Here is a 25597-nt window from a genome sequence, read left to right as displayed (position 1 = left end):
ATTCCACCGCTGGGGAGCGATTTGCATGAGCTTCGACAAGGACTGGGACTTGCCTTGGCCCGATCGCCTTCCTGGCGCCGCCAATGCTGGCATGGGAATATTGCGCATCGCCCTTTTGTTCGGCTCGGCCGCGGTGGCTCTGGCCTTGATCGCGACACCCTACCTCGACAGCCGGACCCGATCGCAGTTTGCCCGCGATGGGCTTGATACAATGAGCACCGGCTCGATCGGCCAGCGCGACAGCTATACGCTGCGCAAGAGCGTGCTGCAGCCGCTGCCCAGTTCGGTTTGCGTCATTCGGGCCGATGGCAGAAGCAGCGGTGACTGCTGACGTCCTCAACAGATATCTGAAAGCGCGTCGCGTTCGACCGGCCTCATGCGACGCGCTTTATGTTCTTGTTTCGATGCATGTCGCTATCGCAAAACCGCTGCACACTTTTGCGCGACATGCATTGGAATGCAGCTGTTTCACCGCGCGTTAAGCCTGTCACGTTAACCTTTCTTAACGGGTCGGCGCTAGGTTCCGGCAAGAGGGATGGGCGCCCATGAAAATCTTGCTGCAACGATTTTTAGAAGACGAGAGGGGTGCGACGGCTATCGAATATGGTTTGATCGTGGCCGTGCTGTCGCTTGCCATTGTCACAGGCATCGGCCAGGCTGCCGGTGCGATCGAGTGGCTGTTCAGCGACAACAGCAGCAGGCTTGCCAACGCATTTGCGCAGTGATTCGCTCGGCTGTTGCGCAGGGCTACGCCTAGCTTTTGCGCAGGGATATGCTCAGGGGCCGCCGGGGTTTTCCAGGATCGTCTTCAGCGATATTTTTGCGGAGCCCGGCTTCAGCGGTTTTTGCTGAGAGGCATCGGGCGCCCAGCCTGACATCCAGACCACGGAGAAACTCGCCCTGACGCGGCCATCGGCGTCCGAAAACCGCTCCGCATAGATTTCGGCGGCGCGCGCGAACAGCGCTCGGGTGCCCGGCCGTCTGCTGCGGTCGACAAGCGCGCTGGTCTCGCCCATTGCGCGCAGGTCGGCGACCAGGCCAAAGAGGGAATCGTAGCGCACCGTAATCGTCTCGACGTCGGCAACCGGCAGCGCCAAGCCGGCGCGCTGCAGCAGCACGCCGGCGTCGCGGACATCGGTGAACGGGATCACACGCGGGCTGGCGCCGCCGTAGAGCTCGGTCTCGGCGGCAAGCAGGCTTTCGCGCAGTTCGGAGAGCGTGCCTATGCCGGCGAAGGCGCCGAGGAAAAGCCCGTCCGGCTTTAGCGCCCGGCGGATCTGCACCAGCATGCCGGGAATGTCGTTCATCGCCTGCAGCGACAGCAGCGAGACAGCGAGATCGAGGCTTTCCGGCTCGAATGGCACGGTTTCCAACGGCGCCACCACTCCTGGCCGGCCGTCGAGGAAAGCGGCGTCGGCCTCGACGCATACGTTTTCCGCTACCTTGCCGCTTTCTGCGAGCACCTCTGCTGCTGCCGGCGTCTGGCAAAACAATGAGGTCGCCTTGCCGAACTTGCGTTCGACGGCGCCGAGCCGGTCGGCAAGATCCTCGGCCGCCCGTCGCATGAGGAAATCCGCCCCGGCGATAGGGCGGGCCAGTGCCCGGCGCTTGCGCGCCAGCCAGAGCGAGGTGTCGATTACGGGCTGCAATGGGCAGGTCCTTGTGCTTCGCTCTCTGATATAGTGATGCGGAGGACCAACCACGTGGCCGATCCCATGCCAGAGATCAAGCGTATTGCGATCAAGAGCATTGCCCGCAAGGCATTGGGCTGGCCGGCGCGGCTGTTGTTCCCGCCGGTCTGCGCCGGCTGCCGCCGCCATGTCTCGCAACCCGGCGTGTTGTGCGGCGCCTGCTGGCCGAAACTCAGGCTGCTGGAACGGCCATGGTGCCCGGTGATGGGCACGCCGTTCACCCACAATATGGGTGAGGGGTTCCTGTCGGCGGAGGCGATAGCCGACCCGCCGCCATTCGAGCGCGCGCGGGCGGCGGTTGCCTATTCCGGCGTTGCCCGCCAGATGGTGCAAGGGCTGAAATATCAGGACCGCACCGATCTGGCGCCGTGGATGGCGCGCTGGATGCTTCGCGCCGGTGCCGAGCTCATCGCCGAGGCCGACGTGGTCGTGCCGGTGCCGCTGCACTGGCGGCGCTTCTTCAGGCGGCAGTTCAACCAGTCGGCGGAACTGGCGCGGGCGGTGGCGCAGCTCGGCGATCGGCCCTTCGCGCCATCAGCCATCAAGCGCGTCAAACTCACGCGCCAGCAGGTCGGGCTGGAGCGGCGGGAACGCGAGGAAAATGTGCGCGCCGCATTCACAGTGCCTGATGAAGCGGAGATCGAAATCGCCGGCCGCCGGGTGCTGTTGATCGACGATGTCTACACCACCGGCGCCACGGTCCGTGCGGTCGCCAGGGCGTTAAAAAAGGGCGGTGCCGGCGCAGTCGACGTACTGACCTTCGCGCGCGTGCTGCCGGGGGACTTTCGGGCCGACGAATCGGCGCCTATATAGCCTATATGACAGCGGAACGAGGCAGGGTTGCTGACCGATGGGCGATGTGACGATCTACACGCGGATGATGTGCGGCTATTGCACTGCGGCCAAGCGGCTGCTCGACAGGAAGGGTGTCGCCTACACCGAGCACGACGCCTCCTTCTCGCCGGAGCTGCGCCAGGAGATGATCTCCCGGGCTCACGGCCGTTCCACCTTTCCGCAGATATTCATCGGCGACACGCATGTCGGCGGCTCCGACGATCTCCACGAATTGGAGGCGGAAGGACGGCTGGACAGATTGCTCGCCAACGGCTCGGCCAGGTAAGGACATGACGATGACTGGTTTCAAGGCGGCGGCGATCCAGATGCGTTCGGGAACCAGCCCGGAGCGCAATGCGGTCGATCTGGAACGGCTGGTGCGCGAGGCGGCAGGCCTGGGCGCGAGCTACATCCAGACCCCGGAAATGACCGGCGCGCTGATCCGCGACAGCCAAGCCCGGGCCGCTTCGTTCACCTCCGAAGACAAAGACATCATCGTCTCGACGTCGCGGAAGCTGGCCAACGAACTCGGCATCTTCCTGCATATCGGCTCGACCGCCATTCTGCGCGCCGACGGCAAGCTCGCCAACCGCGCACTTCTGTTCGGGCCTGACGGCGCCACGATTGCCACCTATGACAAGATCCACATGTTCGACGTCGATCTCGACAATGGCGAGAGCTGGCGCGAATCCGCCGCTTATGAGCCGGGCACGGAGGCTGTCGTCACCGAAATCGATGGCGCGAAGCTGGGCTTTGCCGTCTGCTACGATCTGCGCTTCCCGCAGCTGTTCCGCGCCGAGGCGCTGGCCGGCGCCGATCTGCTTGCGGTGCCCGCCGCCTTCACCCGCCAGACCGGCGAAGCGCATTGGCATGTGCTGCTCAGGGCGCGCGCCATCGAGAACGGCGCCTATGTCGTCGCCGCCGCGCAAGGCGGAGTGCACGAAGACGGTCGCGAAACCTATGGCCATTCGCTGATCGTCGATCCCTGGGGCCGCATCATCGCCGAAGCAGCGCATGACGAGCCGGCGGTGATCGTCGCCGAAATCGACCCGGCGCAGTCGGTCGCAGCGCGCAAGAAGATACCGAACCTCAAGAACGCACGCGATTTTGCCGTCAACGCCGGTCCGGTGGACGCGCTGCCGCTCAGGGGTGCCGCCTCTTGATCCGCTTTTCCCTGACCTGCGAGCACGAGCACGAATTCGAGGCATGGTTCCGCAGCAACGACGATTTCGACACACAGAAGAAGCGCGGTTTCGTCGATTGCCCGGCCTGCGGCTCGCGTAAGGTCGACAAGGCGCTGATGGCGCCCGCGGTCTCGACCGGGCGCAACCAGGAAAAGATTGCGCTCGCCATGGGCGAGGCCCAGAAGCAGGCGCTGGCGCAATTGAAGGCCATGGCCGAGAAGGTGCGCGAGAACGCCGATTATGTCGGCGACAAGTTTGCCGAGGAAGCGCGCAAAATCCATTTCGGCGAGAGCGATCCGCGCGGCATCTATGGCGAGGCGACGCTGGAGGAGGCCAAGAGCCTCGCCGACGACGGCGTCGAGTTCTTGCCTATTCCCAGCTTCCCGGACGACCGCAACTGATCCGTCAACTTGCCCGGGACATAACGAGGCATCTCCGCCAGGCCGCGCCATGACCGTGAAGGTCGGCGCCGTCGCCAGCGACAGCCGACCGCCGGCGTCGAGGGCGGCGGTGCTGCCGCCCCCTGCACAGGCGTCTGCAGTTTCATGCCGAGCAGCAAGGATGGGCTTCTCGGGTAGTCGTTTCGCTGCTTCTTTCGTGCCCACTGCTTGACGGGCTTGCTTCACTTGACGGGCTTGCTTCCGCATAGCCTGCAAACTGGCGTTCAAGCGCCTTGACCGCACTGCTGCGCCAACCCTCCGCCACGGATTCCGACATGGGATCGGGGAAGATTTCCTCCTCGCCGTTCTCCACGCCGTCCAGGATCGCTCGCGCAACAGACTCCGGAGAGGCCTTCGGGATGTCCAGGCCCCGTGTCATGTCCGTGTCCACGGGGCCGGGAAGGACCCTGTGGACGCTGACACCCCGTCCGGCCAAGAGGGTGCGCAACGACTGTGACAGTGAGAACGAGGCCGCCTTCGAGATCGAGTAAGCCGGACTGAACGGCACGGCAGCAATAGAGGCCAGCGACAGAATGTTGACGATGGCTCCCCGCGACCGGGCCAGCAACGGCAGCAGAGCCTGGGTCACGTCATACGCGCCGAAGAGGTTTACGGCGAGCTGTTGTTCGAGCACGCGACGGTCGCTGAGGTCGTCGAAGGGCGATACGCCGGCATTGTTGATGAGGATATCGAGAGCATCGATTTTCTCGACGGCCTCCCGGATCTGCGCAGCGTTCGTTACATCCATGGTCAGGGACGTCACACGCCGGTCCGGGTGAGCCATGGCTTGGCGGGTTGCGGCATAGACGCGCTTTACGCCTCTGCTCAGGGCTTCCTCGACCAGTGCCCGACCGATGCCCCGATTGGCTCCAGTCACCAGGATAGTTGTGCCTTCGATCTTCATTGCGTCTCTCCTAGTGCTTATCGTTGTGTTCGAGCTCAGTGCACAATCGCGCCGCAACTCAGGCGCGCCGCAACTCAGGTTGGCTACAGTCGCCATTCTCGATACGACTGGTTGGTGAGATGGACTTAGCGCCGGATGTCGAAGCCATGGGAGTGACAAGTGTGACGGGATTCCGATGGACTCGCTGATCACGGCCGCGGCGCATGCGCTCGCGGCGGGCGATCCGCTCGGCGCCTTGAAACGGGTTGCGCTGCGCGACGATGCGCCGGCCCTTGCGTTGCGCGGTATCGCGATGGCGCAGCTTGGCGACCTGAATAGGGCGAAGGTTCTTCTCAAGAGGGCGGCGCACGCATTCAGCCCGAGGGAGGCCGTGGCCCGCGCGAGGTGTATCGTCGCCGAGGCCGAGATCGCGCTCGTCTCGCGCGACCTCGCCTGGCCGGCCAAGGCACTCGACACCGCGCGGGCGACGCTTGAAAAGCATGGCGACCGCGTCAACGCCGCGCATGCGCGCAACCTCGAAGTTCGGCGCCTGCTGCTGATTGGTCATCTAGACGAAGCCGAGCGCAGGCTGGACGGCTTCGATCCCTCGCCGCTGCCGCCGGCATCGCGGGCCGCCCACGAGCTGGCTGTCGCCGGCATCGCCATCCGCCGCTTGCGGACCGGTCCTGGGCGCGGCCGCCGCGCCCCCCGCTGTCGCGCGGCCCCCTCCCCCCCCGGGCCGCGGGCGCGGCGGGGCCCGCCCGGGCCCCCGCGCCGGCGGGGGGCGGGGCGGCCCCCCGCGGCCGGCATCCCCGCGCTGACCGCAGAGGTGGAGAGCGCATCGCTGGTGCTGGAGACGCCGGCGGCACGCCTTGTCGCCCGTGGCGAGGAACGGCCCCTTCTGCTCGACGAAGTCGAAGCGCTCCTGGCGTCGGGGGCGCTCGTGGTGGATGCATGCCGCAATGTCGTGCGGGTCGCAGACACCGTCGTCTCGCTGGCGACCCGCCCGGTGCTGTTCGCTGTTGCCCGCGCGCTGGCCGAAGCCTGGCCGGGGGACGTGGCAAGATCGACGCTTATTGCGCGCGCTTTCCGGGGAAAGGACGCGGACGAATCACATCGCGCGCGGTTACGGGTCGAAATCGGGCGGCTTCGCGCGGAGCTTCGGAGCTTGGCCGATGTGAGCGCGACGAAGCGGGGCTTTGCCCTGGCGCCGCGCCGCGCCGGCGAGGTCGTCGTGCTGGCGCCGCCCGTCGAGGACGATCATGCCGCGGTGCTCGCCTTCCTCGCCGACGGCGAGTCGTGGTCGAGCTCGGCCTTGGCGATTGCGCTTGGAGCCAGTTCGCGTACCGTGCAGCGGGCGCTCGAGCAACTCGCCCAGTCAGGCAAGGTGCAGTCGTTCGGCCGCGGGCGGGCGCGTCGCTGGATGACCCCGCCGGTGCCGGGTTTCCCGACAATCTTGTTACTCCCCGGCCCGCTGCCGGGCTACTAGGGTGGTATTATGAAACGATCCTCAGCCGAAATCCTCCGTGAATATGGACCCTTTCCGGGTGTCGACCACGTCGACGGCGTTACCTTCGACGGTGAGCATGTCTGGTTTGCGTCAGGTGACAGGTTGAACGCCTTCGATCCGGCGAGCGGCAAAGTGGTGCGCTCGATCGATGTCGCGGCACACGCCGGCACGGCCTTCGACGGCCAGCACCTCTATCAGATCGCCGAGGATCGCATCCACAAGATCGATCCGAAGAATGGCCAGGTGCTGGCGTCGATCCCGGCGCCCGGCAATGGCGGTGATTCCGGGCTCGCCTGGGCCGAAGGAACGCTCTGGGTCGGGCAGCATCGGGGCCGAAAGATCCATCAGGTCGATCCCGAGACAGGGGCAATCCTTCGCACCATCGTTTCCAACCGCGTCGTCACCGGGGTCAGCTGGGTCGATGGCGAGCTGTGGCATGGCACCTGGGAGGGTGAGGAGAGCGATGTCCGGCGGATCGATCCTGAAACGGGAAAGGTCCTGGAGAAGCTCGATATGCCGCCAGGAACAGGCGTGTCGGGGCTCGAATCCGATGGCGGTGACCAGTTTTTCTGTGGCGGCGGAAACAGCGGCAAGATCAGAGCTGTCCGCCGGCCCAAACGAGGCTCCGCGGCCAGGATTTGAGTTTTCCACCTTCTCGGCCGGCCCTTTTTGGCCGGTTTGGTTAGCCTAGGCTCGCGATCAATTTTTCGAGCAGGCGTGCCAGCATGACCTGCTCCGGGCGTATCAGGCCGGAAAGTATCTCGTGCTCGTTGGCAACGTGCGCGGCAACCGCCTCGTCGATCAAAGCGAGGCCCTTCCGGGTCAGTTGTACGACGATGCCGCGGCGATCGTCGGGATGTGGCCCGCGCTTGATCAAGCCGGATTTCTCGAGCCGATCGAGGCGGTTGGTCATCGCGCCCGATGTCACCATCGTCGCCTCGTACAGAGCGGTCGGCGTCAGCGCGTATGGCGGCCCGGAACGACGCAGCGTCGCCAGCACATCGAATTCTCCGGATTGCAGTCCGTAACTTGCAAACAGCGGCGCCAGCCGCTCCCGCGCGATCAACGAGGCAGCCTCGTTCAACCGTCCGAGCACGGCCATCGGCGAGACATCGAGATCCGGCCGTTCCTTTTTCCACTGCTCGATCGCTTTTGCTGCGCGATCCATGTCTCTCACCGTTATGTATCTTGACGTGAAGAATCTTTACCTTATCGTACCTCAGCTTGTGGTATCGGCCAAGTGCGAACAGGCGATGGGACGGCGATGAAATTTCTCTGGGACTCGGCGCTTGGCCTTCTGGTCGTCACCGGTGGACTGCTCGGCCTGACGCTGCCGTTCGGCAAGATCGCGACGGCGGCCGGCGTCCCCGCCATGGTCTGGGCCTTCGTCATCTCGCTTGGCGCCGGCGGCGTGCTTTTGTGCGCATTGCTGCTCAACGGGCAGCGCATGCGGCTTTCGCCGCACAGGCTGCGCTATTTCTTTGTCACCGCGGCCGTCTCCTACGCAATCCCCAATCTGCTGATGTTTTCAGCCATTCCGCATCTGGGCGCCGGCTACAGCGGCATCATGTTCACGCTGTCGCCGGTCGTCACGCTGGTGTTCTCGATGCTGCTCGGGGTCAGGCGCCCGACCATGCTGGGCATCGTCGGCATAGTCGTCGGTTTCGTGGGCGCAGTCATGGTGGCCGTGACGCGCGGGGAAGCGGGCCATCCGGCCGAATTTTTCTGGGTGGCGATGGGCCTGCTCATCCCGGTCAGCCTCGCCGCCGGCAACATCTACCGCACCGTCGACTGGCCTGAAGACACCGGCCCGATCGAGCTTGCCGTCGGCAGCCATCTGGCAGCAGCCTTGATGCTGCTTGCCGGCATTCTGATCCTGCTGGGCGGCAATGCATTCGGGTCGCTCGGCGGCGTGCCGCTGGTCGCTGCGGCACAGGCGGCATCAGCCTCGGCGATGTTCGCCTTCTTCTTCCGCCTGCAAGCGGTCGGCGGCCCGGTCTATCTCAGCCAGATCGGCTATGTGGCGGCGGCGGTCGGGCTGTTTGCCGGGACGCTCTTCCTCGGCGAGCGCTATCAGTTGCTGACCTGGGCCGGTGCCGCCATCATCACCGCCGGCGTGTTCATCACCACCAAGGCGCAAAGCCAGAAGACATATGGCCAGAAGGCGTAAGCTTCAGACGGATACCTTCTCCGCCAGCACCATGTAGTTGACATCCATGTCCTTCGACCGCTGCCAGCGATCGGCGAGCGGGCTGTAGGTGACCCCGGTGCGGTCGATGACGGTCAGGCCGGCGCCGGCAAGCGCCTTTTCGAGTTCCTCGGGGCGCACCAGCTTGCCGAACTGGTGGGTGCCGCGGGGCAGCCAGCGCAGCACATATTCGGCGCCGATGATGGCCAGGCCCAGGGCCTTCAGCGTGCGGTTGATGGTGGCGACGAACATGATGCCGCCGGGCTTGACCATCTCGCCGCATTTGGCCAGGAACAGATCGACATCGGCGACATGCTCGACCACTTCCATGTTGAGGATGACGTCGAATTTTTCGCCGGCATCGGCCAGGTCTTCCGCGGTCATGGCGCGGTAGTCAACGCTCACGCCGACTTCCGCCGCATGCAGCTTGGCCACTTCGATGTTGGTGGCGGAGGCATCGGCGCCGACCACTTCGGCGCCAAGCCGCGCCATCGGCTCGCACAAAAGCCCGCCGCCGCAGCCTATGTCGAGGAAGCGCAGGCCTTCGAACGGCCGTGCCGCACGCGGATCACGGCCGAAGCGGGCCGCCACCTGGTCACGGATATAGGCAAGCCGGATCGGGTTGAACTTATGCAGCGGGCGGAACTTGCCGTTCGGGTTCCACCATTCGGCGGCAAGGGCGGAAAATCGTTCCACCTCTCCGGCATCGATCGTCGATCGTCGGGGCTCTGGCATGGCGTGGTCTCCTCGGACGCTAGGAAGTCGGGCGCAAGGCTGCGAATGTCAAGGCGCGAAATTCACCGCCGGCAGCGCGATGCGCGTGATGCCTGACAGCACCGCCTTTTGCCGGAGGCAATTGTGTCAGCACATGTCAGTTGATGGTGTCCCGGAAGGAAACACCAATGCCCTGGCGGACGAAGCAGAGACATGGTGATCGAAGGAGTGCACAACGATGCGAACGGTTGCTTCCATTCTTTGGCGCCGGCTTGACCAGGAAGGCCACGACGCTTGCCTGCTGTCGGAAGCGAGTTCCGGGTGGAACCTCAGGGGACACGCGCTTTTCGTCCAGGACGGCAAGCCGTGCAGCATCGCCTACGAGGTGGACTGCGATACCGGCTGGCATACGCGCTCGGCGCGTGCCGACGGCTTCCTCGGCACGCAAGAGCTGCATTATGGCATCGACCGGCTTACCGAGCGCCAATGGACGCTGAACGGCGAGCATCAAGCGGAAGCCGACGGTCTCATCGATGTCGATCTCGGCTTCACGCCTGCCACAAACCTTTTGGCGCTCCGCCGTTTTGCCCTCGATGTCGGCACCGCGACGCCCGCCCCGGCGGCCTATCTGACATTTCCCGACCTGAGGCTGACGCACCTGGAACAGACCTATCAGCGCGTCGATGCAGCACACTACGCCTATGCCGCGCCGCTGTTCGGCTACAACGAGATGCTGGAGGTCTCGCCGCTCGGTTTCGTCCTCGATTATCCGCGCCTGTGGAGAGCCACGGCACTGCAGGGCTGAAGCGAGCGGCATTTGCCAACAAGCAGTGCAGGCGTGACACTGCGCTCGTGTGTCGCCTGGCCGGCAGCGGCGGCATGCCTTGCGAAACCGCGATCATTTGGCTAAGGAGGCCGCGCATTGAGCGTCCGGCCCGGTCGGACGCATTTCCGCTTTTCGGCCCTCGGTCCGGCATTCAGTCAAAGGCATTTCGCTTCCATGGCGCGCATCGTGATGAAATTCGGCGGAACGTCCGTCGCCGACATCGCCCGCATCCGCAATGTGGCGCGTCACGTCAAACGCGAGGTCGATGCCGGCCATGAGGTCGCCGTCGTGGTCTCGGCGATGGCCGGCAAGACCAACGAGCTCGTGCATTGGACGCGCGAGGCCTCGCCGATGCACGATGCGCGCGAATATGACGCCGTCGTCGCGGCCGGCGAGCAGGTCACCGCCGGCTTGCTGGCGATCGCGCTGCAGAATATCGGCGTGCATGCCCGCTCCTGGCAAGGCTGGCAGATCCCGATCAAGACCGACAACGCGCATGGCGCGGCGCGCATTCTCGATATTGACGGCGCGTTCCTGATCAAGCGCTTCGGCGAAGGCCAGGTGGCGGTGGTGGCCGGTTTCCAGGGCATCGGGCCGGACAACCGGATCGCAACGCTCGGCCGCGGCGGTTCCGATACCAGCGCTGTCGCCATCGCGGCGGCGGTCAAGGCCGACCGCTGCGACATCTACACCGATGTCGACGGGGTCTACACGACCGATCCGCGCATCGAGCCGAAGGCGCGGCGGCTGGCCAAGATTTCCTTCGAGGAAATGCTCGAAATGGCCTCGCTGGGCGCCAAGGTCCTGCAGGTGCGCTCGGTCGAGCTTGCCATGGTGCACAGGGTGCGTACCTTTGTGCGGTCGTCCTTCGACGATCCCGATGCACCCGGAATGGGGGATTTGCTCAATCCGCCGGGAACGCTTATTTGCGACGAGGAAGAGATCGTGGAACAGCAGGTCGTCACCGGAATTGCCTATGCCAAGGACGAGGCGCAGATATCGCTGCGCCGCGTCGGCGACCGGCCGGGCGTCGCCGCCGGCATTTTCGGGCCGCTCGCCGAGGCCAACATCAACGTCGACATGATCGTCCAGAACATTTCCGAGGACGGCAAGTTCACCGATATGACCTTCACCGTGCCATCCGGCGACGTCGACAAGGCGCTTGCCGTGCTCGAACGGCTGAAGGCGACGATCGGCTACGATGTGGTGCAGTCGGAAGCCGGCATGTCAAAAGTCTCGGTCATCGGCATCGGCATGCGCAGCCATGCCGGCGTCGCCGCCACCGCCTTCAAGGCGCTGGCCGACAGGTCGATCAACATCCGCGCCATTACAACGTCCGAAATCAAGATTTCGATCCTGATCGACGGTCCCTATACGGAACTAGCAGTTCGCACTTTGCATTCCGTCTACGGTCTGGATAAGCAGTAGCAGATCGAAAGTCTTGGAGCGGCCTTTATGCGTCCGATTGGACGCACGGCGCTCTAATTGAGTTGTTGCGTTTGTGCCGCTGTGCAGGGCAACCTGCACCGGCTGAAATGCTATTGGAGAAGAAGCCGCGATGCGTGATTCGGCCAGTGGCCCGCGCGTTTTGCTGAAACGGCTCCGCGAGCTCATGCAAGAGCCGCTGGAGCCGCAGGAGCGGCTTGACCGGATCGTGCGCGACATCGCCTCCAACATGGTTGCCGAGGTCTGCTCGCTCTATGTGCTGCGCGCCGATTCGGTGCTCGAGCTCTACGCCACCGAAGGCCTGAACCCGAACGCCGTCCACCTGGCGCAGCTCAGGCTGGGTCAAGGCCTGGTCGGCACGATCGCGGCCTCGGCGCGGCCGCTCAACCTTTCCAATGCACAGGAGCATCCTGCCTTCGCCTACCTGCCGGAGACCGGGGAAGAAATCTACAATTCCTTCCTCGGCGTGCCGGTGCTGAGGGCAGGGCGGACGCTCGGCGTCCTGGTCGTGCAGAACAAGACCATGCGCCATTATCGAGACGACGAGGTCGAGGCGCTGGAAACGACGGCGATGGTGATCGCCGAGATGATCGCCACCGGCGATCTGGAGCGGCTGACGCGCCCCGGCCTCGAGCTCGATCTGCGTCGCCCGGTAAGCTTTACCGGCCTGTCCTTCAATGAAGGCGTCGGGCTCGGCCATGTGGTGCTGCACGAGCCGCGCATTGTCGTCACCAACCTGTTCAACGAGGACAGCGAGGAGGAGGTCAGGCGGCTCGACGCGTCCCTCGGCTCGCTCAGGCTCTCCATCGACGACATGCTGGAGCGCCGCGACGTCGCCTTCGAGGGCGAGCATCGCCAGGTGCTCGAAGCCTATCGCATGTTCGCCAACGACCGTGGCTGGGTACGCCGGCTGGAGGAGGCGATCCGCAACGGCCTGACGGCCGAAGCGGCGGTCGAAAAGGTGCAGAGCGACATGCGTGCCCGCATGCTGCACATGACCGATCCGTATCTGCGCGAACGGATGAGCGATTTCGACGATCTCGCCAACCGGTTGCTGCGGCAGCTTATGGGGCGCGGACCGGAGGACGTCGCGGCCTCGCTGCCCAAGGACGCCATTATCGTCGCCCGCTCGATGGGTGCTGCCGAGCTGCTTGACTATCCCAGAGACAAGCTGCGCGGACTGGTGCTGGAGGACGGCGCGGCGACCAGCCATGTCGTCATCGTGGCCCGTGCGATGGGCATACCGGTCGCCGGCCAGATGAAGGGCGCCGTTTCCATGGCGGAAAACGGCGATGCCATCATCGTCGACGGCGAGGAAGGCGCGATCCATCTGCGCCCGCAGCCCGACCTCGAGGCGGCCTATGCCGAGAAAGTGCGCTTCAGGGCGCGGCGGCAGGAGGTCTACCGCGAGCTGCGCAAGAAGCCGTCGGTGACCAAGGACGGTGTCCAGGTCGATCTTCTGATGAATGCCGGGCTGGCGGTCGACCTGCCGCAACTGGCCGAAGCTGGCGCGGCCGGCATCGGCCTGTTCCGCACCGAGCTGCAATTCATGGTCGCCTCGACTTTTCCGCGCGCCGAAGCGCAGGAGCGGCTCTATCGCGACGTGCTCGAGGCGGCGCGCGGCAAGCCGGTGACGTTCCGCACCATCGATATCGGCGGCGACAAGGTGCTGCCCTATTTCAAGGGGTCGATCCAGGAGGAGAACCCGGCGCTCGGCTGGCGCGCCATCCGCCTGACGCTCGACCGGCCCGGCCTGCTGCGCACCCAGATCCGCGCACTGCTCAAGGCGTGCGGCGGGCGCGAACTGAAGCTGATGCTGCCAATGGTGACGGAACTCGGCGAGATCGTGCAGGCGCGCGAGATCATCGATCGCGAGGTGCGGCATTTGTCGCGCTTTGCCCATCATTTGCCGACCAGCCTCAAGGTGGGCGCGATGCTGGAGGTGCCGTCGCTGCTGTTCCAGCTCGACGAGTTGATGAAGGCGGTCGATTTCGTCTCGGTCGGCTCGAACGATCTGTTCCAGTTCGTCATGGCGGTGGATCGCGGCAACACCCAATTGTCCGACCGCTTCGACCCGCTCTCGACGCCGTTCCTGCGTGTTTTGAAGAAAATTGCCGACGCCGGAGCGCGCAACCATACGCCGGTGACCCTGTGCGGCGAACTTGCCGGCAAGCCGATTTCGGCGATGGCGCTGATCGGCCTTGGCTATCGCTCGATCTCGATGTCGCCGGCTTCGATCGGCCCGGTCAAGGCGATGCTGACGGAACTGCCGCTCAGCGAACTGGAAGCGTTCTTCGACGACAATCTGATGGCGCCGGCGCAAGGCCTGCCGATGCGGGCGCTGCTGCAAGCCTTTGCCGACGACCGCTCCATACCGCTATAGACTTCGCCATGATCAACCTGCCCCGCGACCGTATGGACCAAGTCGTCAAGCGTTTCGACATGCTCGAAGCGCAGATGTCGGCCGGGCCGGCGGCGGACGCCTATGTCAGGATGGCCTCCGAATATGCCGACATCCAGGAGATGGTGGCAAAGATCAGGGCGCTGCGCGCCGCGGAGCGCGAACAGGCCGATCTGGAGGCGATGCTCGCCGACAAGGGCACCGACGCCGAGATGCGGGCCTTGGCCGAGGCCGATCTGCCAGGGGTCAAGCATCGCATCGAGGCGCTGCAGCAGGACATCCAAATCCTGCTGTTGCCAAGGGATGCCGCCGACGAAAAGAACGCCATCCTCGAAATCCGCGCCGGCACCGGCGGTGACGAGGCGGCACTTTTCGCCGGCGACCTGTTTCGCATGTACGAGCGCTATGCCGCGGCGCATGGCTGGCGTTTCGAGACGGTGTCGGCCAGCGAGGGCGAGGTCGGCGGCTACAAGGAAATCATAGCCACCGTTTCGGGCAAGGGCGTCTTTGCGCATCTGAAATTCGAATCCGGCGTGCACCGCGTGCAGCGTGTGCCGACGACGGAGGCGGGCGGGCGCATCCATACCTCGGCGGCGACGGTCGCGGTGTTGCCGGAAGCGGAAGAGGTCGATATCGACATCAGGGCCGAAGACATCCGCATCGACACGATGCGCGCCTCGGGTTCCGGCGGCCAGCACGTCAACACCACCGATTCGGCCGTGCGCATCTCCCATCTGCCGACCGGCATCATGGTGGTGCAGGCGGAAAAGTCGCAGCACCAGAACCGGGCGAAGGCCATGCAGATCCTGCGCGCCAGGCTCTACGACCTCGAGCGCAGCAAGGCGGACGAGGAACGCTCCGAATCGCGCAAGTCGCAGGTCGGCTCGGGCGACCGCTCGGAACGCATCCGCACCTATAATTTTCCGCAAGGGCGCGTCACCGATCATCGCATCAACCTGACGCTCTACAAGCTCGACCGGGTGATGATGGGTGAGCTTGACGAGATCATCGACGCGCTGATCGCCGATCACCAGTCGAAGCTGCTCGCCGATATCGGCCTCGATGGCTGACGGCCTCCCCGGCACGCTCGCCTCACTGTTGCGGGAGGCGCGAAACCGGCTTACCGCGGCCGGGATCGCGGATCCGGCGCTCGATGCCAGGCTGATCGTCGAGCATTTTTCCGGCACGACCCGCACGCAGGCCATCGCCGATCCCGAGCAAACGGTCGATGCGGGCGTGAGAGCAGCGATCGATGCCGCACTGCGGCGGCGTATCGCCGGCGAGCCGGTGCACCGCATCCTCGGCTATCGCGAATTCTACGGCTTGCGCCTGTCGCTTTCGCCGCAAACGCTGGAGCCGCGGCCGGATACCGAAACGCTGGTCGAGGCTATACTGCCCTTCGTCAAGGCAGTGGCGGCACGCGAAGGCGGCTGCCGCGTCCTCGATCTGGGGACCGGCACCGGTGCCATCGCGCTGGCGCTGCTCAGCGCTGTCCCGGCCGCGACCGCCACCGGCGTCGACATTTCGCGAGAGGCGCTGGTCACGGCCATGCGTAATGCCGGGGAATTGGGGCTCGCCGGTCGGTTCACGGCGCTCAAATCCGACTGGTTTGAAAAAGTTTCTGGCCGGTACCATGTAATTGTCGCAAACCCTCCCTATATACCCTCAGACGACATTGGAAATCTGCAGGACGAGGTCCGCGGTTTCGATCCACGCCAGGCCCTGGATGGCGGCGTGGACGGTCTGAGCCCCTACAGGAAGATCGCCGCAGGAGCGGCAGCCTATCTGGAACTCCAAGGCAGGATTGCGGTCGAGATCGGCCATACGCAGCACCAACAGGTTACGGGGATATTCTCCGCGGCCGGGTACTGTCCGGTCGGGGTGTTTCGTGATCTCGGCGGAAACGACAGAGTTCTTGTGTTCGAACGGTGGAAGCCGTGATGCAGTGCGAAAAAAGCGCTTGGCAATACCGGGGAATGCGGCTAGGGTCGCCTTAACCGGATGAGACGAAGCAGGCAGTGCTCTTAGCGATTCGGTTTTCCTTGGAAATAGCTGCCTTCTTGCGCAAACGACGCCCAAGCTTCGTGCGGGAATCGTCCGGCAAGTGAAGTAACCGGAACAGGATGGCACGTGGCGCCAACGCAATTGATGCGGGCGAACGCCGGTGAAGGAACGAAACGGCTGGCCGCATGAGCGCCTCCGTTCGTGAAGAGTTTTTCGAAAATTTCAAAGTGAAGAGAGTCTAATGAGGCCACAACAGCAAAACAGGCGCATGCGCGGTCGCAACAACAATGGCGGCGGCGGCAACAACAATAACAACAACAACCGAAAGGGGCCGAATCCCCTGACGCGCAACTATGAGAGCAACGGTCCGGACGTGAAGATCCGCGGATCGGCTCAGCAGATTGCCGAGAAGTACGCAACCCTTGCCCGTGACGCGCAAAGCTCCGGCGACCGGGTGATGGCGGAAAACTATCTCCAGCATGCCGAGCACTATAACCGCATCATCGCAGCCGCTCAGGCACAGATGCCGATCCAGAACGCGCAGCAGAATCGAGACGATTTCGACGATGACGGCGACGAGGATCGCGACGAGTTCGACAATGCCGGCAACAACAATGCCAACGAGGCCTCGGCGTCGGCCAATCACGGTGCCGGCCCGCAGCCGGTCATCGATGGCACGCCGGCCGAACTGGCTCTGAACCAGGAAAACAGCCGCGACAATCGGGGCGGCCGCGATAACCGTGACGGCCGCGACAACAATGGCGGACGCCACCGCGACCGTCGCCCCAATGGCGGTTACGGTCAGAACGGCCAGCGCGGCGAATATGGCGCGCGCGGCGAGCAGCAGGGTGGCCAGCGCGTCGAACAACAGCCACAGCGCGACGAGATGCCGGCGCAGGCGGAGCCCGTGCCGGCCGCTGAGCCGGTCTTTGTGAGCGAGCCCGCACCGCAATTCGAAAACCTTTCGCCGGCGGGTCTCGCCGCCCAGGCCGAGCTCAACGAAGCTGCTGCCGAAAACAGCCCGGCCCGCCGCCCCAGGCGTCCGCGTCGTCCGCGCCTCGATGTCGAACAGGCAAATGGCGGCAACGACAATGCCGGCCCTGACAGTTCCGGCCCTGACCGTGCCGAAACTGGCAATGTCGATGCGGCGCCGGCTGAAGATGCCGGCGGTCAACCTATTATTGCCGACGTCGAGAATTGATCGAAGAAACGTTCAGACGATCTTAGCGCATCCTTTACCCTGGACGGCGGAGAGAAATCTCCGCCGTTTTCCTTTTGCGCGCTCGGAATATTATGCGTTCGCCAGTGTCGAGGCGTCTTGAGGGTCCGTGGTTTGCGTCCCATATCTTGCGTGAACAGGATCCGGCTCGAACGGGCGGGTCCGTCACCGCAATCTGATCCGGTGCCGCGAAGCGGGCCGGTGACGGAAGGAGACAGGCATGAATCTTGAAAAATATTCCGAGCGCGTGCGTGGCTTTATCCAGTCCGCGCAAACCATGGCGCTTTCCCGCAGCCACCAGCAATTCACCCCCGAGCATATCCTCAAGGTCCTTGTCGATGACGACGAGGGCCTGGCTGCGTCGCTGATCGAGCGCGCCGGCGGCAATGTCCGTGACGTCAAGCTCGGCGTCGAAACGGCACTGGAGGCAATGCCCAAGGTCGAGGGCGGCAATGGCCAGCTCTACTTGGCGCAGCCGCTGGCAAAGGTGTTCTCGACCGCCGAGGAACTGGCCAAGAAGGCCGGTGACAGCTTCGTTACCGTCGAACGGCTTCTGCAGGCGCTTGCCATGGAAAAGTCGGCCAAGACCGCCGACATCCTGTCCAAGGCCGGTGTCACGCCGCAGGCGCTGAACCAGGTCATCAACGACGTACGCAAAGGTCGCACCGCCGATTCGGCGAGCGCCGAGCAGGGCTACGACGCGCTGAAGAAATACGCGCGCGACCTGACGGCGGACGCCCGCGCGGGCAAGCTTGATCCGGTCATCGGTCGTGATGACGAAATTCGCCGCACCATCCAGGTGCTGTCGCGCCGCACCAAGAACAACCCGGTGCTGATCGGCGAACCCGGCGTCGGCAAAACGGCGATCGCCGAAGGGCTGGCGCTGCGCATCGTCAATGGCGATGTGCCGGAATCGCTCAAGGACAAGCAGCTGATGGCGCTCGACATGGGGTCGCTGATCGCCGGCGCCAAATACCGCGGCGAGTTCGAGGAGCGGCTGAAGGCGGTGCTTTCCGAAGTCACGTCTGCCGCCGGCGGCATCATCCTGTTCATCGACGAGATGCACACCCTGGTCGGCGCCGGCAAGGCGGATGGCGCCATGGATGCGTCGAACCTGCTGAAGCCGGCGCTGGCCCGCGGCGAACTGCACTGCGTCGGCGCCACCACGCTCGACGAATACCGCAAGCATGTCGAGAAGGATGCGGCCCTTGCCCGCCGCTTCCAGCCGGTCTTCGTCAATGAGCCGACGGTCGAAGACACCGTCTCGATCCTGCGCGGCCTGAAAGAGAAATACGAGCAGCACCACAAGGTGCGCATCTCGGATTCGGCGCTGGTCGCGGCCGCTACGCTGTCAAACCGCTACATCGCCGACCGCTTCTTGCCGGACAAGGCGATCGATCTCGTCGACGAGGCCGCCTCGCGGCTCAGGATGCAGGTCGATTCGAAGCCCGAGGCGCTGGACGAGATCGATCGCCGCATCATGCAGCTCAAGATCGAGCGCGAGGCGCTCAAGGTCGAGAAGGACGATGCCTCGAAGGACCGGCTCGCCCGGCTCGAGAAGGAACTCTCGAACCTCGAGGAGGAATCGACCGAGCTGACCTCGAAGTGGCAGGCCGAGAAGCAGAAGCTCGGGCTTGCCGCCGACCTCAAGAAGCAGCTCGACGAGGCGCGCAACGAACTTGCCATTGCCCAGCGCAAGGGCGAATTCCAGCGCGCCGGCGAACTTGCCTATGGCAAGATCCCGGAACTCGAAAAGCAGCTGAAGCAGGCCGAAGCCAGGGATGGCAAGGTCGGCATGGTCGAGGAAGTGGTCGGCCCCGATCACGTCGCTCATATCGTGTCGCGCTGGACGGGGATCCCGGTCGACAAGATGCTGGAAGGCGAACGCGACAAGCTGTTGCGCATGGAAGACGAGGTCGGCAAGCGCGTCGTCGGCCAGGGTGAGGCGGTGCAGGCGGTGTCGAAAGCGGTGCGCCGTGCGCGCGCCGGCCTGCAGGACCCGAACCGGCCGCTCGGCTCGTTCATGTTCCTCGGACCGACGGGCGTCGGCAAGACCGAATTGACCAAGGCACTGGCCAGCTTCCTGTTCGACGACGAGAGCGCCATGGTGCGCATCGACATGTCGGAGTTCATGGAGAAGCACTCGGTCGCCCGGCTGATCGGCGCGCCCCCAGGCTATGTCGGCTATGAGGAAGGCGGCGCGCTGACCGAAGCGATCCGGCGGCGGCCCTATCAGGTCGTGCTGTTCGACGAGATCGAGAAGGCGCATCCGGACGTGTTCAACGTGCTGCTGCAGGTGCTCGACGACGGCCGGCTGACCGACGGGCAGGGCCGTACGGTCGACTTCCGCAACACGCTGATCATCATGACGTCCAACCTCGGCGCCGAATATCTGGTCAATCTCGGCGAGGACCAGGATGTCGACGTGGTGCGCGACGAGGTGATGAATGTGGTCAGGGCTTCGTTCCGGCCGGAATTCCTCAACCGCATCGACGAGGTGATCCTGTTCCACCGGTTGCGCCGGCAGGATATGGGCCGCATCGTCGAAATCCAGCTCAAGCGGCTGGAAAACCTGCTTGTCGACCGCAAGATCGCGCTTTCGCTCGATCAGGAGGCGATCGACTGGCTGGCGGCCAAGGGCTATGATCCGGCCTACGGCGCGCGGCCGCTGAAGCGGGTGATGCAGAAGGAATTGCAGGATCCGCTGGCGGAAAAGATCCTGCTCGGCGAGATCCTCGACGGCTCGACCGTCAAGGTCACCGCCGGGTCCGACCGGCTGAACTTCCGCTCGAAGCCGGCGGTCGTGGCAACCGAGGCGGCCGCCTGACTTCAAGCCAAAGCCTGTTCCATCCCGATGGAATCGGGATGGGCTCCTCTCTTCTTTTTTGACCATGATCTCATGGTCTACCATCATTGGCGGGGCGCAGATGACACTGGACGATTATAACAGCTTCTGCGCCTCGCTGCCTTCGACGACCCATGTCGTGCAGTGGGGCGGCGCCCATGTCTGGAAAGTCGGCGGCAAGGTGTTTGCAATCGGCGGCTGGAGTGAAGGCAAAGAGCCGTTCGTCACCTTCAAATGCTCCGATATCGCCTATGACGTGCTGAGGGAACAGCCGGGCCTTCGGCCGGCGCCCTATCTCGCCTCGCGCGGCATGAAATGGATCCAGCGCCAGACAGGCGAAAGCATGGATGACGAGGCGCTGAAGGATTATCTGCGCGAAAGCCACCGTCTCGTCGCGCTGAAGCTGACGAAGCAGGCGCGCAAGGAATTGGGACTCATTGCCGGTTGATCTGCCAGAAATCCGCCATCTTCATGCCCGGTTCATATTGGAACCTTATCGTACGCAAGTGATTTGCTGGCGAAGGGGTTCGCGACCACATCGGCCCGAAATCGAGTTTTGATTTTCGCAAAGCACGATGCGGAGATTTAAAGCGTTAGAGTGTCCTTAAGCCCAAAAGGACGCGCGGCGCTCTTGAGAGACAATGCCGGCGGCGGCAATTACGGACCGGAGAATTTTGGCCACCATGTTGCGCACCATCTTTACCCTTTCAGCGCTTGCTGCCGGGCTGCTGGCTTCGAATACGATGGCATCGCCGATAGTGGATACTGCGCCACGGGTGGGTCGTGCTGCCGATGACGGCGGCATTCTTGTCGCCCAGAACGGCAATCTCGACATCTATTACGACGCCAGGGGAAACCGCGTCATCGTCGATGCGGAGACCGGCAAGGTTATCGCCATCCAGCCGCCGCAGACCAGGCTCGATCGCCGTGCCTTGCGCCGCGAGCGCCTGCGCAATCTCGGACCGGTCGAAGACGACCGCTATTATCTTGACGATCCGGAGGACACGGCGCGGTTCCGTCGCAGGCGGTTGGAAGACGAAGGCAGGGTCATCGTGCCGCCGGCTGACGAGTACGACCCCTATGGCGACAATTCGGCAGAAGTCTTCCCCGAAGCGCCGCGGGATGACGGCGGCTATGGCAACAATTTTCCGGAGGAAGCGCAGCCGGTGAAGCCGCGCACCATTGAGCGCCAGCCGCTCAATGAGGCTTCGATCGAGCCGGTCGAACCGACAGTGCCGGGCGAGCAGGCGGCCTTGCCGCCAAGCACTGGCGGCAAAACGGCGGTCGACCCGTCGTTATCGCTCGGCGCCCGCCAGGACGTGGCGGCACTGCAGGTGCTGCTCGACCGTGCCGGTTCTTCGCCAGGCGTCATCGACGGACGCTTCGGCTCGAATGTCGACAAGGCGCTTGCCGCCTATAATGAGATCACCGGCAGCAATCTGAAATCGACCGATGCGATCGGCATCCAGGCCGCCCTGGCGCAATCCGGTGGCGATGCCTTCGCCTCCTATACGATCACGCCCGAGGATGCGGCCGGCCCCTATGTCGCCTCGATACCGGAGGACTACAGCCAAAAGGCCCAGCTCGACCGCATGGGCTACACGTCGGTGCCCGAGGCGCTGGCCGAGCGCTTCCACATGGACGAGGCCTATCTGAAATCGCTCAATCCGGACGCCAATTTCAGCCGCCCCGGCACCATCATCAAGGTCGCCAATTTCGGCAGGCTGGTGGCGACGCCGGTGGCGCGCATCATCGCCGACAAGGCCAACAAGCAGGTCCGCGCCTATGATGCGGCGGGCAAGCTGGTCGCGGCCTATCCGGCGACCATCGGCTCGTCGGACACGCCGTCGCCGTCCGGCACCCATGCGGTGTCGCGTGTCGCGTTGGATCCGAATTACACCTACAACCCGAACATCAATTTCAAGCAGGGCGAAAACGACAGGATCCTGACCATCCCGCCGGGGCCGAACGGTCCGGTCGGCTCGGTCTGGATTGCGCTGGACAAGCCGACCTATGGCATTCACGGCACCCCGGATCCGTCCAAGATCGGCAAGACCGAAAGCCATGGCTGCGTGCGGCTGACCAATTGGGACGCGCGCGAGCTGGCCAAAATCGTGTCGCCCGGCGTGACGGTGGAGTTCGTCGACTGAGTTGAGCGTTTTCGCTCCACTCACCCGATGATCTTGCGCAGCAATCGCGCGCGTGGCGCCGCCGCATAGATCAGCTGCACCACCAACATGAAGCCGACGCTGAGCAGCGGGCTGACGAGGCAGAGTGCAGCGCCGATCGCCCACAGGATCTGCGCCTTGACGATGCGCAGATAGACCGTTCGGGTGGTCTCCGCATCGACGCCTTCCGCCAGGAGGCCGTTTTTGTCCGCATAGCGCCAACTGGCGAGCAGCGTCAGCCCGAGCATCAAAAGATTGAGCCAGTAGACGAGCACGGCGGTTCTGAATTCGAGGAAGTCGGCCAAAAGATCGGTCGAGAACGGCAGCAAGGCGATGAAACCGAGAAAACAAAGGTTCAGCGTCGCAAGCCGCCTGTCGGACTTCGCGATCAGCCCGTGCTGCGCCTGCTGGCCGAACCAGAAGATGGTCAGCGTCAGGAAGCTGAGCGCATAGGTCAGAAAACGCGGCGCCAGTGCTGTGATCGCGGCGATCAACTCGCTTTCGGAATGCACCGTTTTATGTGCCGGCACCCTGATCTCGAGGACGATCAAGGTGAGCGCGATGGCGAACACGCCGTCGGTGATGCCGACGACGCGCCCGCGCCCTTCCGCCGACGGTTCGAGCGGTCGTTTCATGCGGGTATTTTCCCCCTTGCCAGTCGCGCTGCAAGAAGCATAGCACGGCATCTGCCGTTTGCATCCGGACTGGTGTGGTCCTGCCTGCATGGCCAGGTTCGGGCTGGTTTCAACGAGAACAGCCTGCTGGCCGGTTGTCGGCGGCGTGCCGGCGGTCTAGGTAAGGCGGCATGCACACGCCAACCAAAGTCGGTATCGGCGCCGTTCCCCTGACCGGCTCACTTCCGGCCGATACGTTCTGCCCGCAGGCGCAGCGGCGGTTCGTGCTGATCGCCGCGATCCTGGCTTCCGCGCTGGGCTTTATCGACGGATCGGTCCTGGCCATTGCGACGCCGGCGATCCGCGTCGATCTCGGCGCCAGCCTCGCCGAGGCGCAATGGATTTCCAATGCCTATGCATTGACGCTTTCAGCCCTCATTCTCGTCGGCGGCGCCGCTGGCGATCGCTTCGGCCTGCGCCATTCCTTCGTCGCCGGCATCGTCCTGTTCGTCGCCGCCTCGCTTGCCTGCGCGTTGGCGCCTAACCCGGCGGTGCTTATTGCGTTTCGGGCTATCCAGGGTGTTGGAGCGGCCGTCATGGTGCCGGGCAGCCTGGCCATTATCGCCAAAGCCTATCCGAAAAAGGAACGCGGCCGGGCGATCGGCATCTGGGCGGCGGCATCAGCGCTGACGGTGGCGCTCGGTCCGGTGCTGGGCGGCTTCGTGCTGTCGGCCTTCGGCGACGGCATCTGGCGGGCGATCTTCGCCATCAACCTGCCGCTCGGTCTTATCTCGATCTATCTTCTGCTGGCCAAGGTTCCCGCCGACGCGCCGGCGGAAAAGCGCAGCCTCGATCTCGGCGGCGCAGCACTCGCCATATTGGCGTTCGGAGCGCTCGCTTACGGCCTGACCTCGATGAGCGGTGACGGGGAGGGGCTGATGTCCGGCCCGAGTATTGCCGCCGGCGCAGTTTTGCTCGTCGTGTTCATAGTCTTCGAACGCCGGCGGCGCGAGCCGATGATCGACCTATCGCTGTTTCGGATTGGGGCGTTTGCGGGCGCCAATGTGGCGACCTTCTTCCTTTATTTCGCGCTGTCGGCCAATCTGTTCTATCTGCCGATGCTCATGATCGCCGGATGGGGGCTGAGCACGGCCGAGGTCGGCTTCATCTTCCTGCCGCTGTCGGCATTGATCGCGCTGCTGTCCGGGCCGGTCGGCCAGTGGTCCGACCGCATCGGGCCTCGCTTTCCGATCGCCAGCGGCAGTCTGGTGGTGGCTGTTGCCTTTGCCGGGCTTGCCTTGCTGGCCTATTGGGGCATCCACAATTTCTGGTTGGGGGTGTTCCCGCTGATGGCGCTGATGGGGTTCGGCATGGCGCTGGTGGTGTCGCCGCTCTCGACCGCCATCATGACGGCGGTCGAGGACAAGGATACGGGTGCGGCCTCGGGCATCAACAACGCCGTCTCGCGCATCGGCGGCCTGATTGCCGTGGCGGCGATGGGATCGCTGGCGGCCTGGGTCTACGCTGCCGTGCTCGGCACCGGTGCCGGCATTCCGGGTTTCGGCGAACCGGCGCCCGCCGGCCTGGCGCCCGGTCTCGATGCGGCACGGCTTGCCGCCAGCGACGCGGCATTCGCGGCCGTTGCCGCAGTGACCGCGCTGCTTTGCCTGCTTTCGGCAATCACCGCCTGGATGACGGTTTCCGGCGAGCGGCTGCCATGGGCGCGCGACACGGCGAATCAGCAGGGCTGACGACGAAAACGTCGGCTCAGCCTTCGATCTTGGCGCTCGCTACCTTCAGCTGATTGCTGTCTTCCTGCTTGAGCAGGTCGTCGATGCGTTCGCGCTCGCGCTTGAAGGCGACGAGGTCGTCGCCTTTCAGCGTTTTGCCGACCGGCAGGCGGACGCGCATCGAATCGACCTTGGTGCCGTTGACGATCAGTTCGTAATGAAGATGCGGACCGGTGGAGAGGCCGGTTGAGCCGAGATAGCCGATAACCTGACCTTGGCGAACGCGAACACCCGGCTCGATGCCCTTGGCAAAGGCGCTCTGGTGATTGTAGGACGTCTCGTAACCATTGGCGTGCCGCAGGATGATCTGCTTGCCATAGCCGCCAGCCCAGCCGGCCTTTTCGACGACGCCGTTGCCCGCGGCAATAATCGGCGAGCCCACCGGAGCTGCCCAGTCGGTGCCGGTATGCATTTTCACATACCCCAAAATGGGGTGGCGCCTGGCACCGAACCCCGACGTAAACCTGCCATTGGGCAAGGGATTGCGAAGCAGAAACTGCTGGGCGCTGCTGCCGTTTTCGTCGAAATAGTCGGTGCTGCCGTCCTGCATCTGGAAACGGTAGAAATTTCGCGTCGTGCCGCCGAAAGTCGCGGAGACGTAAAGCAGCTCGGATTCGTCGGACGCCTGGTCGTCGCCATCGGGCTGCGAGAACAGCACCTCGATGCGATCCGTGGGACTGAGGCGCGACTGGAAATCGACACCGGATGCCAGCAACTTGATCAGCCGCTGCGTCATCGCCTTGGACATGCCGTAGGAATAGGCGGTGCGATAGATGCCGTCATAGACGTTCGGTAGATTGCCGCGCACCACGGGCGCAGGCGAATCGTCGAACGCCGTCA

General features: G+C 64.3%; 25 protein-coding genes (1 of these 25 only partly in view). 19 read left to right on the top strand and 6 right to left on the bottom strand.

Annotation, left to right across the window (positions count from 1 at the left end; translation table 11 throughout):
- Positions 1-25 precede the first annotated feature (25 nt).
- Entirely contained in the window at positions 26-331 is a 306-nt protein-coding gene (locus NKH91_RS23635) for a hypothetical protein (protein ID WP_023721040.1), read from the top strand.
- 214 nt (positions 332-545) lie between these two features.
- Positions 546-725: a Flp family type IVb pilin gene (locus NKH91_RS23630; RefSeq protein ID WP_023721039.1), complete on the top strand. Its 180-nt coding sequence runs from the start codon at positions 546-548 to the stop codon at positions 723-725.
- Between the two features lie 51 nt (positions 726-776).
- Here NKH91_RS23630 and NKH91_RS23625 read toward each other — a convergent pair whose 3' ends face one another.
- A complete protein-coding gene (locus NKH91_RS23625; protein ID WP_352847634.1) occupies positions 777-1649 on the bottom strand; it encodes a methyltransferase domain-containing protein in 873 nt (290 codons plus the stop codon).
- A 54-nt stretch (positions 1650-1703) separates the two neighbouring features.
- Between NKH91_RS23625 and NKH91_RS23620 the strand changes: the two genes are divergently transcribed.
- From NKH91_RS23620 to NKH91_RS23605, 4 genes are read left to right on the top strand one after another with little or no spacing between them, the layout of a single operon-like run.
- A complete protein-coding gene (locus tag NKH91_RS23620) occupies positions 1704-2504 on the top strand; it encodes a ComF family protein (RefSeq protein WP_352847635.1) in 801 nt (266 codons plus the stop codon).
- A gap of 37 nt (positions 2505-2541) precedes the next feature.
- Positions 2542-2811, top strand: a complete 270-nt coding sequence (gene grxC / locus NKH91_RS23615) for a glutaredoxin 3 (RefSeq protein WP_352847636.1) — start codon at positions 2542-2544, stop codon at positions 2809-2811.
- A gap of 10 nt (positions 2812-2821) precedes the next feature.
- Positions 2822-3688: a carbon-nitrogen hydrolase family protein gene (locus NKH91_RS23610; protein ID WP_352483543.1), complete on the top strand. Its 867-nt coding sequence runs from the start codon at positions 2822-2824 to the stop codon at positions 3686-3688.
- Positions 3685-4110, top strand: coding sequence for a DUF1178 family protein (locus tag NKH91_RS23605; RefSeq protein WP_352483544.1), 426 nt, complete (start codon positions 3685-3687; stop codon positions 4108-4110). The genes NKH91_RS23610 and NKH91_RS23605 overlap by 4 nt, the downstream gene beginning before the upstream one ends.
- Positions 4111-4252: 142 nt before the next feature.
- Here NKH91_RS23605 and NKH91_RS23600 read toward each other — a convergent pair whose 3' ends face one another.
- Positions 4253-5053 carry an SDR family NAD(P)-dependent oxidoreductase gene (locus NKH91_RS23600; RefSeq protein ID WP_352483545.1) on the bottom strand — a complete coding sequence of 267 codons (801 nt, stop codon included), beginning with the start codon at positions 5051-5053 and terminating at the stop codon, positions 4253-4255.
- 175 nt (positions 5054-5228) lie between these two features.
- On the opposite strand from NKH91_RS23600, the gene NKH91_RS23595 reads away from it, so the two are divergent.
- Positions 5229-6521, top strand: a complete 1293-nt coding sequence (locus NKH91_RS23595; RefSeq protein WP_352951008.1) for an ATP-binding protein — start codon at positions 5229-5231, stop codon at positions 6519-6521.
- A gap of 9 nt (positions 6522-6530) precedes the next feature.
- On the top strand, positions 6531-7184 hold the full coding sequence (locus NKH91_RS23590) for a Vgb family protein (protein WP_023722289.1): 654 nt from the start codon (positions 6531-6533) through the stop codon (positions 7182-7184).
- 40 nt (positions 7185-7224) lie between these two features.
- On the opposite strand, the gene NKH91_RS23585 is transcribed toward NKH91_RS23590, so the two are convergent.
- A complete protein-coding gene (locus NKH91_RS23585) occupies positions 7225-7710 on the bottom strand; it encodes a MarR family winged helix-turn-helix transcriptional regulator (protein WP_023722290.1) in 486 nt (161 codons plus the stop codon).
- Positions 7711-7806: 96 nt separating this feature from the next.
- Between NKH91_RS23585 and NKH91_RS23580 the strand changes: the two genes are divergently transcribed.
- Complete coding sequence (locus tag NKH91_RS23580) at positions 7807-8712, top strand: DMT family transporter (protein ID WP_352849362.1); 906 nt, start codon at positions 7807-7809, stop codon at positions 8710-8712.
- 3 nt (positions 8713-8715) lie between these two features.
- On the opposite strand, the gene ubiG is transcribed toward NKH91_RS23580, so the two are convergent.
- Positions 8716-9465 (bottom strand): bifunctional 2-polyprenyl-6-hydroxyphenol methylase/3-demethylubiquinol 3-O-methyltransferase UbiG, encoded by a 750-nt coding sequence (gene ubiG, locus NKH91_RS23575; RefSeq protein ID WP_023722292.1) that lies wholly within the window; start codon positions 9463-9465, stop codon positions 8716-8718.
- Positions 9466-9682: 217 nt separating this feature from the next.
- On the opposite strand from ubiG, the gene NKH91_RS23570 reads away from it, so the two are divergent.
- The 9 genes from NKH91_RS23570 (at position 9683) to NKH91_RS23530 (ending at position 22335) form a co-directional block, all read left to right on the top strand.
- Positions 9683-10249, top strand: a complete 567-nt coding sequence (locus NKH91_RS23570; RefSeq protein ID WP_023722293.1) for a putative glycolipid-binding domain-containing protein — start codon at positions 9683-9685, stop codon at positions 10247-10249.
- 195 nt (positions 10250-10444) lie between these two features.
- On the top strand, positions 10445-11698 hold the full coding sequence (locus NKH91_RS23565) for an aspartate kinase (protein ID WP_352496390.1): 1254 nt from the start codon (positions 10445-10447) through the stop codon (positions 11696-11698).
- Between the two features lie 130 nt (positions 11699-11828).
- On the top strand, positions 11829-14099 hold the full coding sequence (gene ptsP, locus NKH91_RS23560) for a phosphoenolpyruvate--protein phosphotransferase (RefSeq protein ID WP_352483551.1): 2271 nt from the start codon (positions 11829-11831) through the stop codon (positions 14097-14099).
- 8 nt (positions 14100-14107) lie between these two features.
- Positions 14108-15187: a peptide chain release factor 1 gene (gene prfA / locus NKH91_RS23555; protein ID WP_352496391.1), complete on the top strand. Its 1080-nt coding sequence runs from the start codon at positions 14108-14110 to the stop codon at positions 15185-15187.
- Positions 15180-16058: a peptide chain release factor N(5)-glutamine methyltransferase gene (prmC, locus tag NKH91_RS23550; RefSeq protein WP_352496392.1), complete on the top strand. Its 879-nt coding sequence runs from the start codon at positions 15180-15182 to the stop codon at positions 16056-16058. The genes prfA and prmC overlap by 8 nt, the downstream gene beginning before the upstream one ends.
- Positions 16059-16362: 304 nt before the next feature.
- Complete coding sequence (locus tag NKH91_RS23545; protein WP_502899026.1) at positions 16363-17322, top strand: DUF4167 domain-containing protein; 960 nt, start codon at positions 16363-16365, stop codon at positions 17320-17322.
- A gap of 238 nt (positions 17323-17560) precedes the next feature.
- Positions 17561-20167: an ATP-dependent chaperone ClpB gene (clpB, locus tag NKH91_RS23540; protein ID WP_352593542.1), complete on the top strand. Its 2607-nt coding sequence runs from the start codon at positions 17561-17563 to the stop codon at positions 20165-20167.
- Between the two features lie 100 nt (positions 20168-20267).
- Positions 20268-20633 carry an MmcQ/YjbR family DNA-binding protein gene (locus tag NKH91_RS23535; RefSeq protein WP_023722299.1) on the top strand — a complete coding sequence of 122 codons (366 nt, stop codon included), beginning with the start codon at positions 20268-20270 and terminating at the stop codon, positions 20631-20633.
- A 235-nt stretch (positions 20634-20868) separates the two neighbouring features.
- Positions 20869-22335, top strand: a complete 1467-nt coding sequence (locus NKH91_RS23530; RefSeq protein WP_352496395.1) for a L,D-transpeptidase family protein — start codon at positions 20869-20871, stop codon at positions 22333-22335.
- Positions 22336-22355: 20 nt separating this feature from the next.
- Here the strand turns inward: NKH91_RS23530 and NKH91_RS23525 are convergent, their stop codons facing one another.
- A complete protein-coding gene (locus NKH91_RS23525) occupies positions 22356-22988 on the bottom strand; it encodes a TMEM175 family protein (protein ID WP_352849364.1) in 633 nt (210 codons plus the stop codon).
- A 170-nt stretch (positions 22989-23158) separates the two neighbouring features.
- Between NKH91_RS23525 and NKH91_RS23520 the strand changes: the two genes are divergently transcribed.
- Positions 23159-24718, top strand: coding sequence for an MFS transporter (locus NKH91_RS23520; protein WP_352849365.1), 1560 nt, complete (start codon positions 23159-23161; stop codon positions 24716-24718).
- Positions 24719-24734: 16 nt separating this feature from the next.
- Here the strand turns inward: NKH91_RS23520 and NKH91_RS23515 are convergent, their stop codons facing one another.
- Positions 24735-25597 carry the final stretch of a M23 family metallopeptidase gene (locus tag NKH91_RS23515; protein WP_023722302.1) on the bottom strand. The gene runs 1096 nt beyond the window's last position, so only the last 863 of its 1959 coding nucleotides appear in the window; the start codon falls outside the window, past its right edge — the gene reads right to left on this strand; its stop codon occupies positions 24735-24737.

It is taken from the genome of Mesorhizobium sp. M0894 (assembly GCF_040319725.1).
In the GTDB taxonomy this organism is placed as follows: Bacteria; Pseudomonadota; Alphaproteobacteria; order Rhizobiales; family Rhizobiaceae; genus Mesorhizobium.
Note: the sequence above shows the minus strand (reverse complement) of the source record. Positions and strands in the feature narration are given on the sequence as shown.

Bases quoted from the DNA above. Each gene is read 5' to 3' on its own strand.
- NKH91_RS23635 (WP_023721040.1), top strand. From the start codon at position 26: ATGAGCTTCGACAAGGACTGGGACTTGCCTTGGCCCGATCGCCTTCCT.
- prfA (WP_352496391.1), top strand. From the start codon at position 14,108: ATGATCAACCTGCCCCGCGACCGTATGGACCAAGTCGTCAAGCGTTTC.
- NKH91_RS23590 (WP_023722289.1), top strand. From the start codon at position 6,531: ATGAAACGATCCTCAGCCGAAATCCTCCGTGAATATGGACCCTTTCCG.
- NKH91_RS23530 (WP_352496395.1), top strand. From the start codon at position 20,869: ATGTTGCGCACCATCTTTACCCTTTCAGCGCTTGCTGCCGGGCTGCTG.
- grxC (WP_352847636.1), top strand. From the start codon at position 2,542: ATGGGCGATGTGACGATCTACACGCGGATGATGTGCGGCTATTGCACT.
- NKH91_RS23585 (WP_023722290.1), bottom strand. From the start codon at position 7,710: ATGGATCGCGCAGCAAAAGCGATCGAGCAGTGGAAAAAGGAACGGCCG.
- NKH91_RS23610 (WP_352483543.1), top strand. From the start codon at position 2,822: ATGACTGGTTTCAAGGCGGCGGCGATCCAGATGCGTTCGGGAACCAGC.
- prmC (WP_352496392.1), top strand. From the start codon at position 15,180: ATGGCTGACGGCCTCCCCGGCACGCTCGCCTCACTGTTGCGGGAGGCG.
- NKH91_RS23580 (WP_352849362.1), top strand. From the start codon at position 7,807: ATGAAATTTCTCTGGGACTCGGCGCTTGGCCTTCTGGTCGTCACCGGT.
- ubiG (WP_023722292.1), bottom strand. From the start codon at position 9,465: ATGCCAGAGCCCCGACGATCGACGATCGATGCCGGAGAGGTGGAACGA.
- clpB (WP_352593542.1), top strand. From the start codon at position 17,561: ATGAATCTTGAAAAATATTCCGAGCGCGTGCGTGGCTTTATCCAGTCC.
- NKH91_RS23535 (WP_023722299.1), top strand. From the start codon at position 20,268: ATGACACTGGACGATTATAACAGCTTCTGCGCCTCGCTGCCTTCGACG.
- ptsP (WP_352483551.1), top strand. From the start codon at position 11,829: ATGCGTGATTCGGCCAGTGGCCCGCGCGTTTTGCTGAAACGGCTCCGC.
- NKH91_RS23520 (WP_352849365.1), top strand. From the start codon at position 23,159: ATGCACACGCCAACCAAAGTCGGTATCGGCGCCGTTCCCCTGACCGGC.
- NKH91_RS23545 (WP_502899026.1), top strand. From the start codon at position 16,363: ATGAGGCCACAACAGCAAAACAGGCGCATGCGCGGTCGCAACAACAAT.
- NKH91_RS23600 (WP_352483545.1), bottom strand. From the start codon at position 5,053: ATGAAGATCGAAGGCACAACTATCCTGGTGACTGGAGCCAATCGGGGC.
- NKH91_RS23525 (WP_352849364.1), bottom strand. From the start codon at position 22,988: ATGAAACGACCGCTCGAACCGTCGGCGGAAGGGCGCGGGCGCGTCGTC.
- NKH91_RS23570 (WP_023722293.1), top strand. From the start codon at position 9,683: ATGCGAACGGTTGCTTCCATTCTTTGGCGCCGGCTTGACCAGGAAGGC.
- NKH91_RS23630 (WP_023721039.1), top strand. From the start codon at position 546: ATGAAAATCTTGCTGCAACGATTTTTAGAAGACGAGAGGGGTGCGACG.
- NKH91_RS23565 (WP_352496390.1), top strand. From the start codon at position 10,445: ATGGCGCGCATCGTGATGAAATTCGGCGGAACGTCCGTCGCCGACATC.
- NKH91_RS23595 (WP_352951008.1), top strand. From the start codon at position 5,229: ATGGACTCGCTGATCACGGCCGCGGCGCATGCGCTCGCGGCGGGCGAT.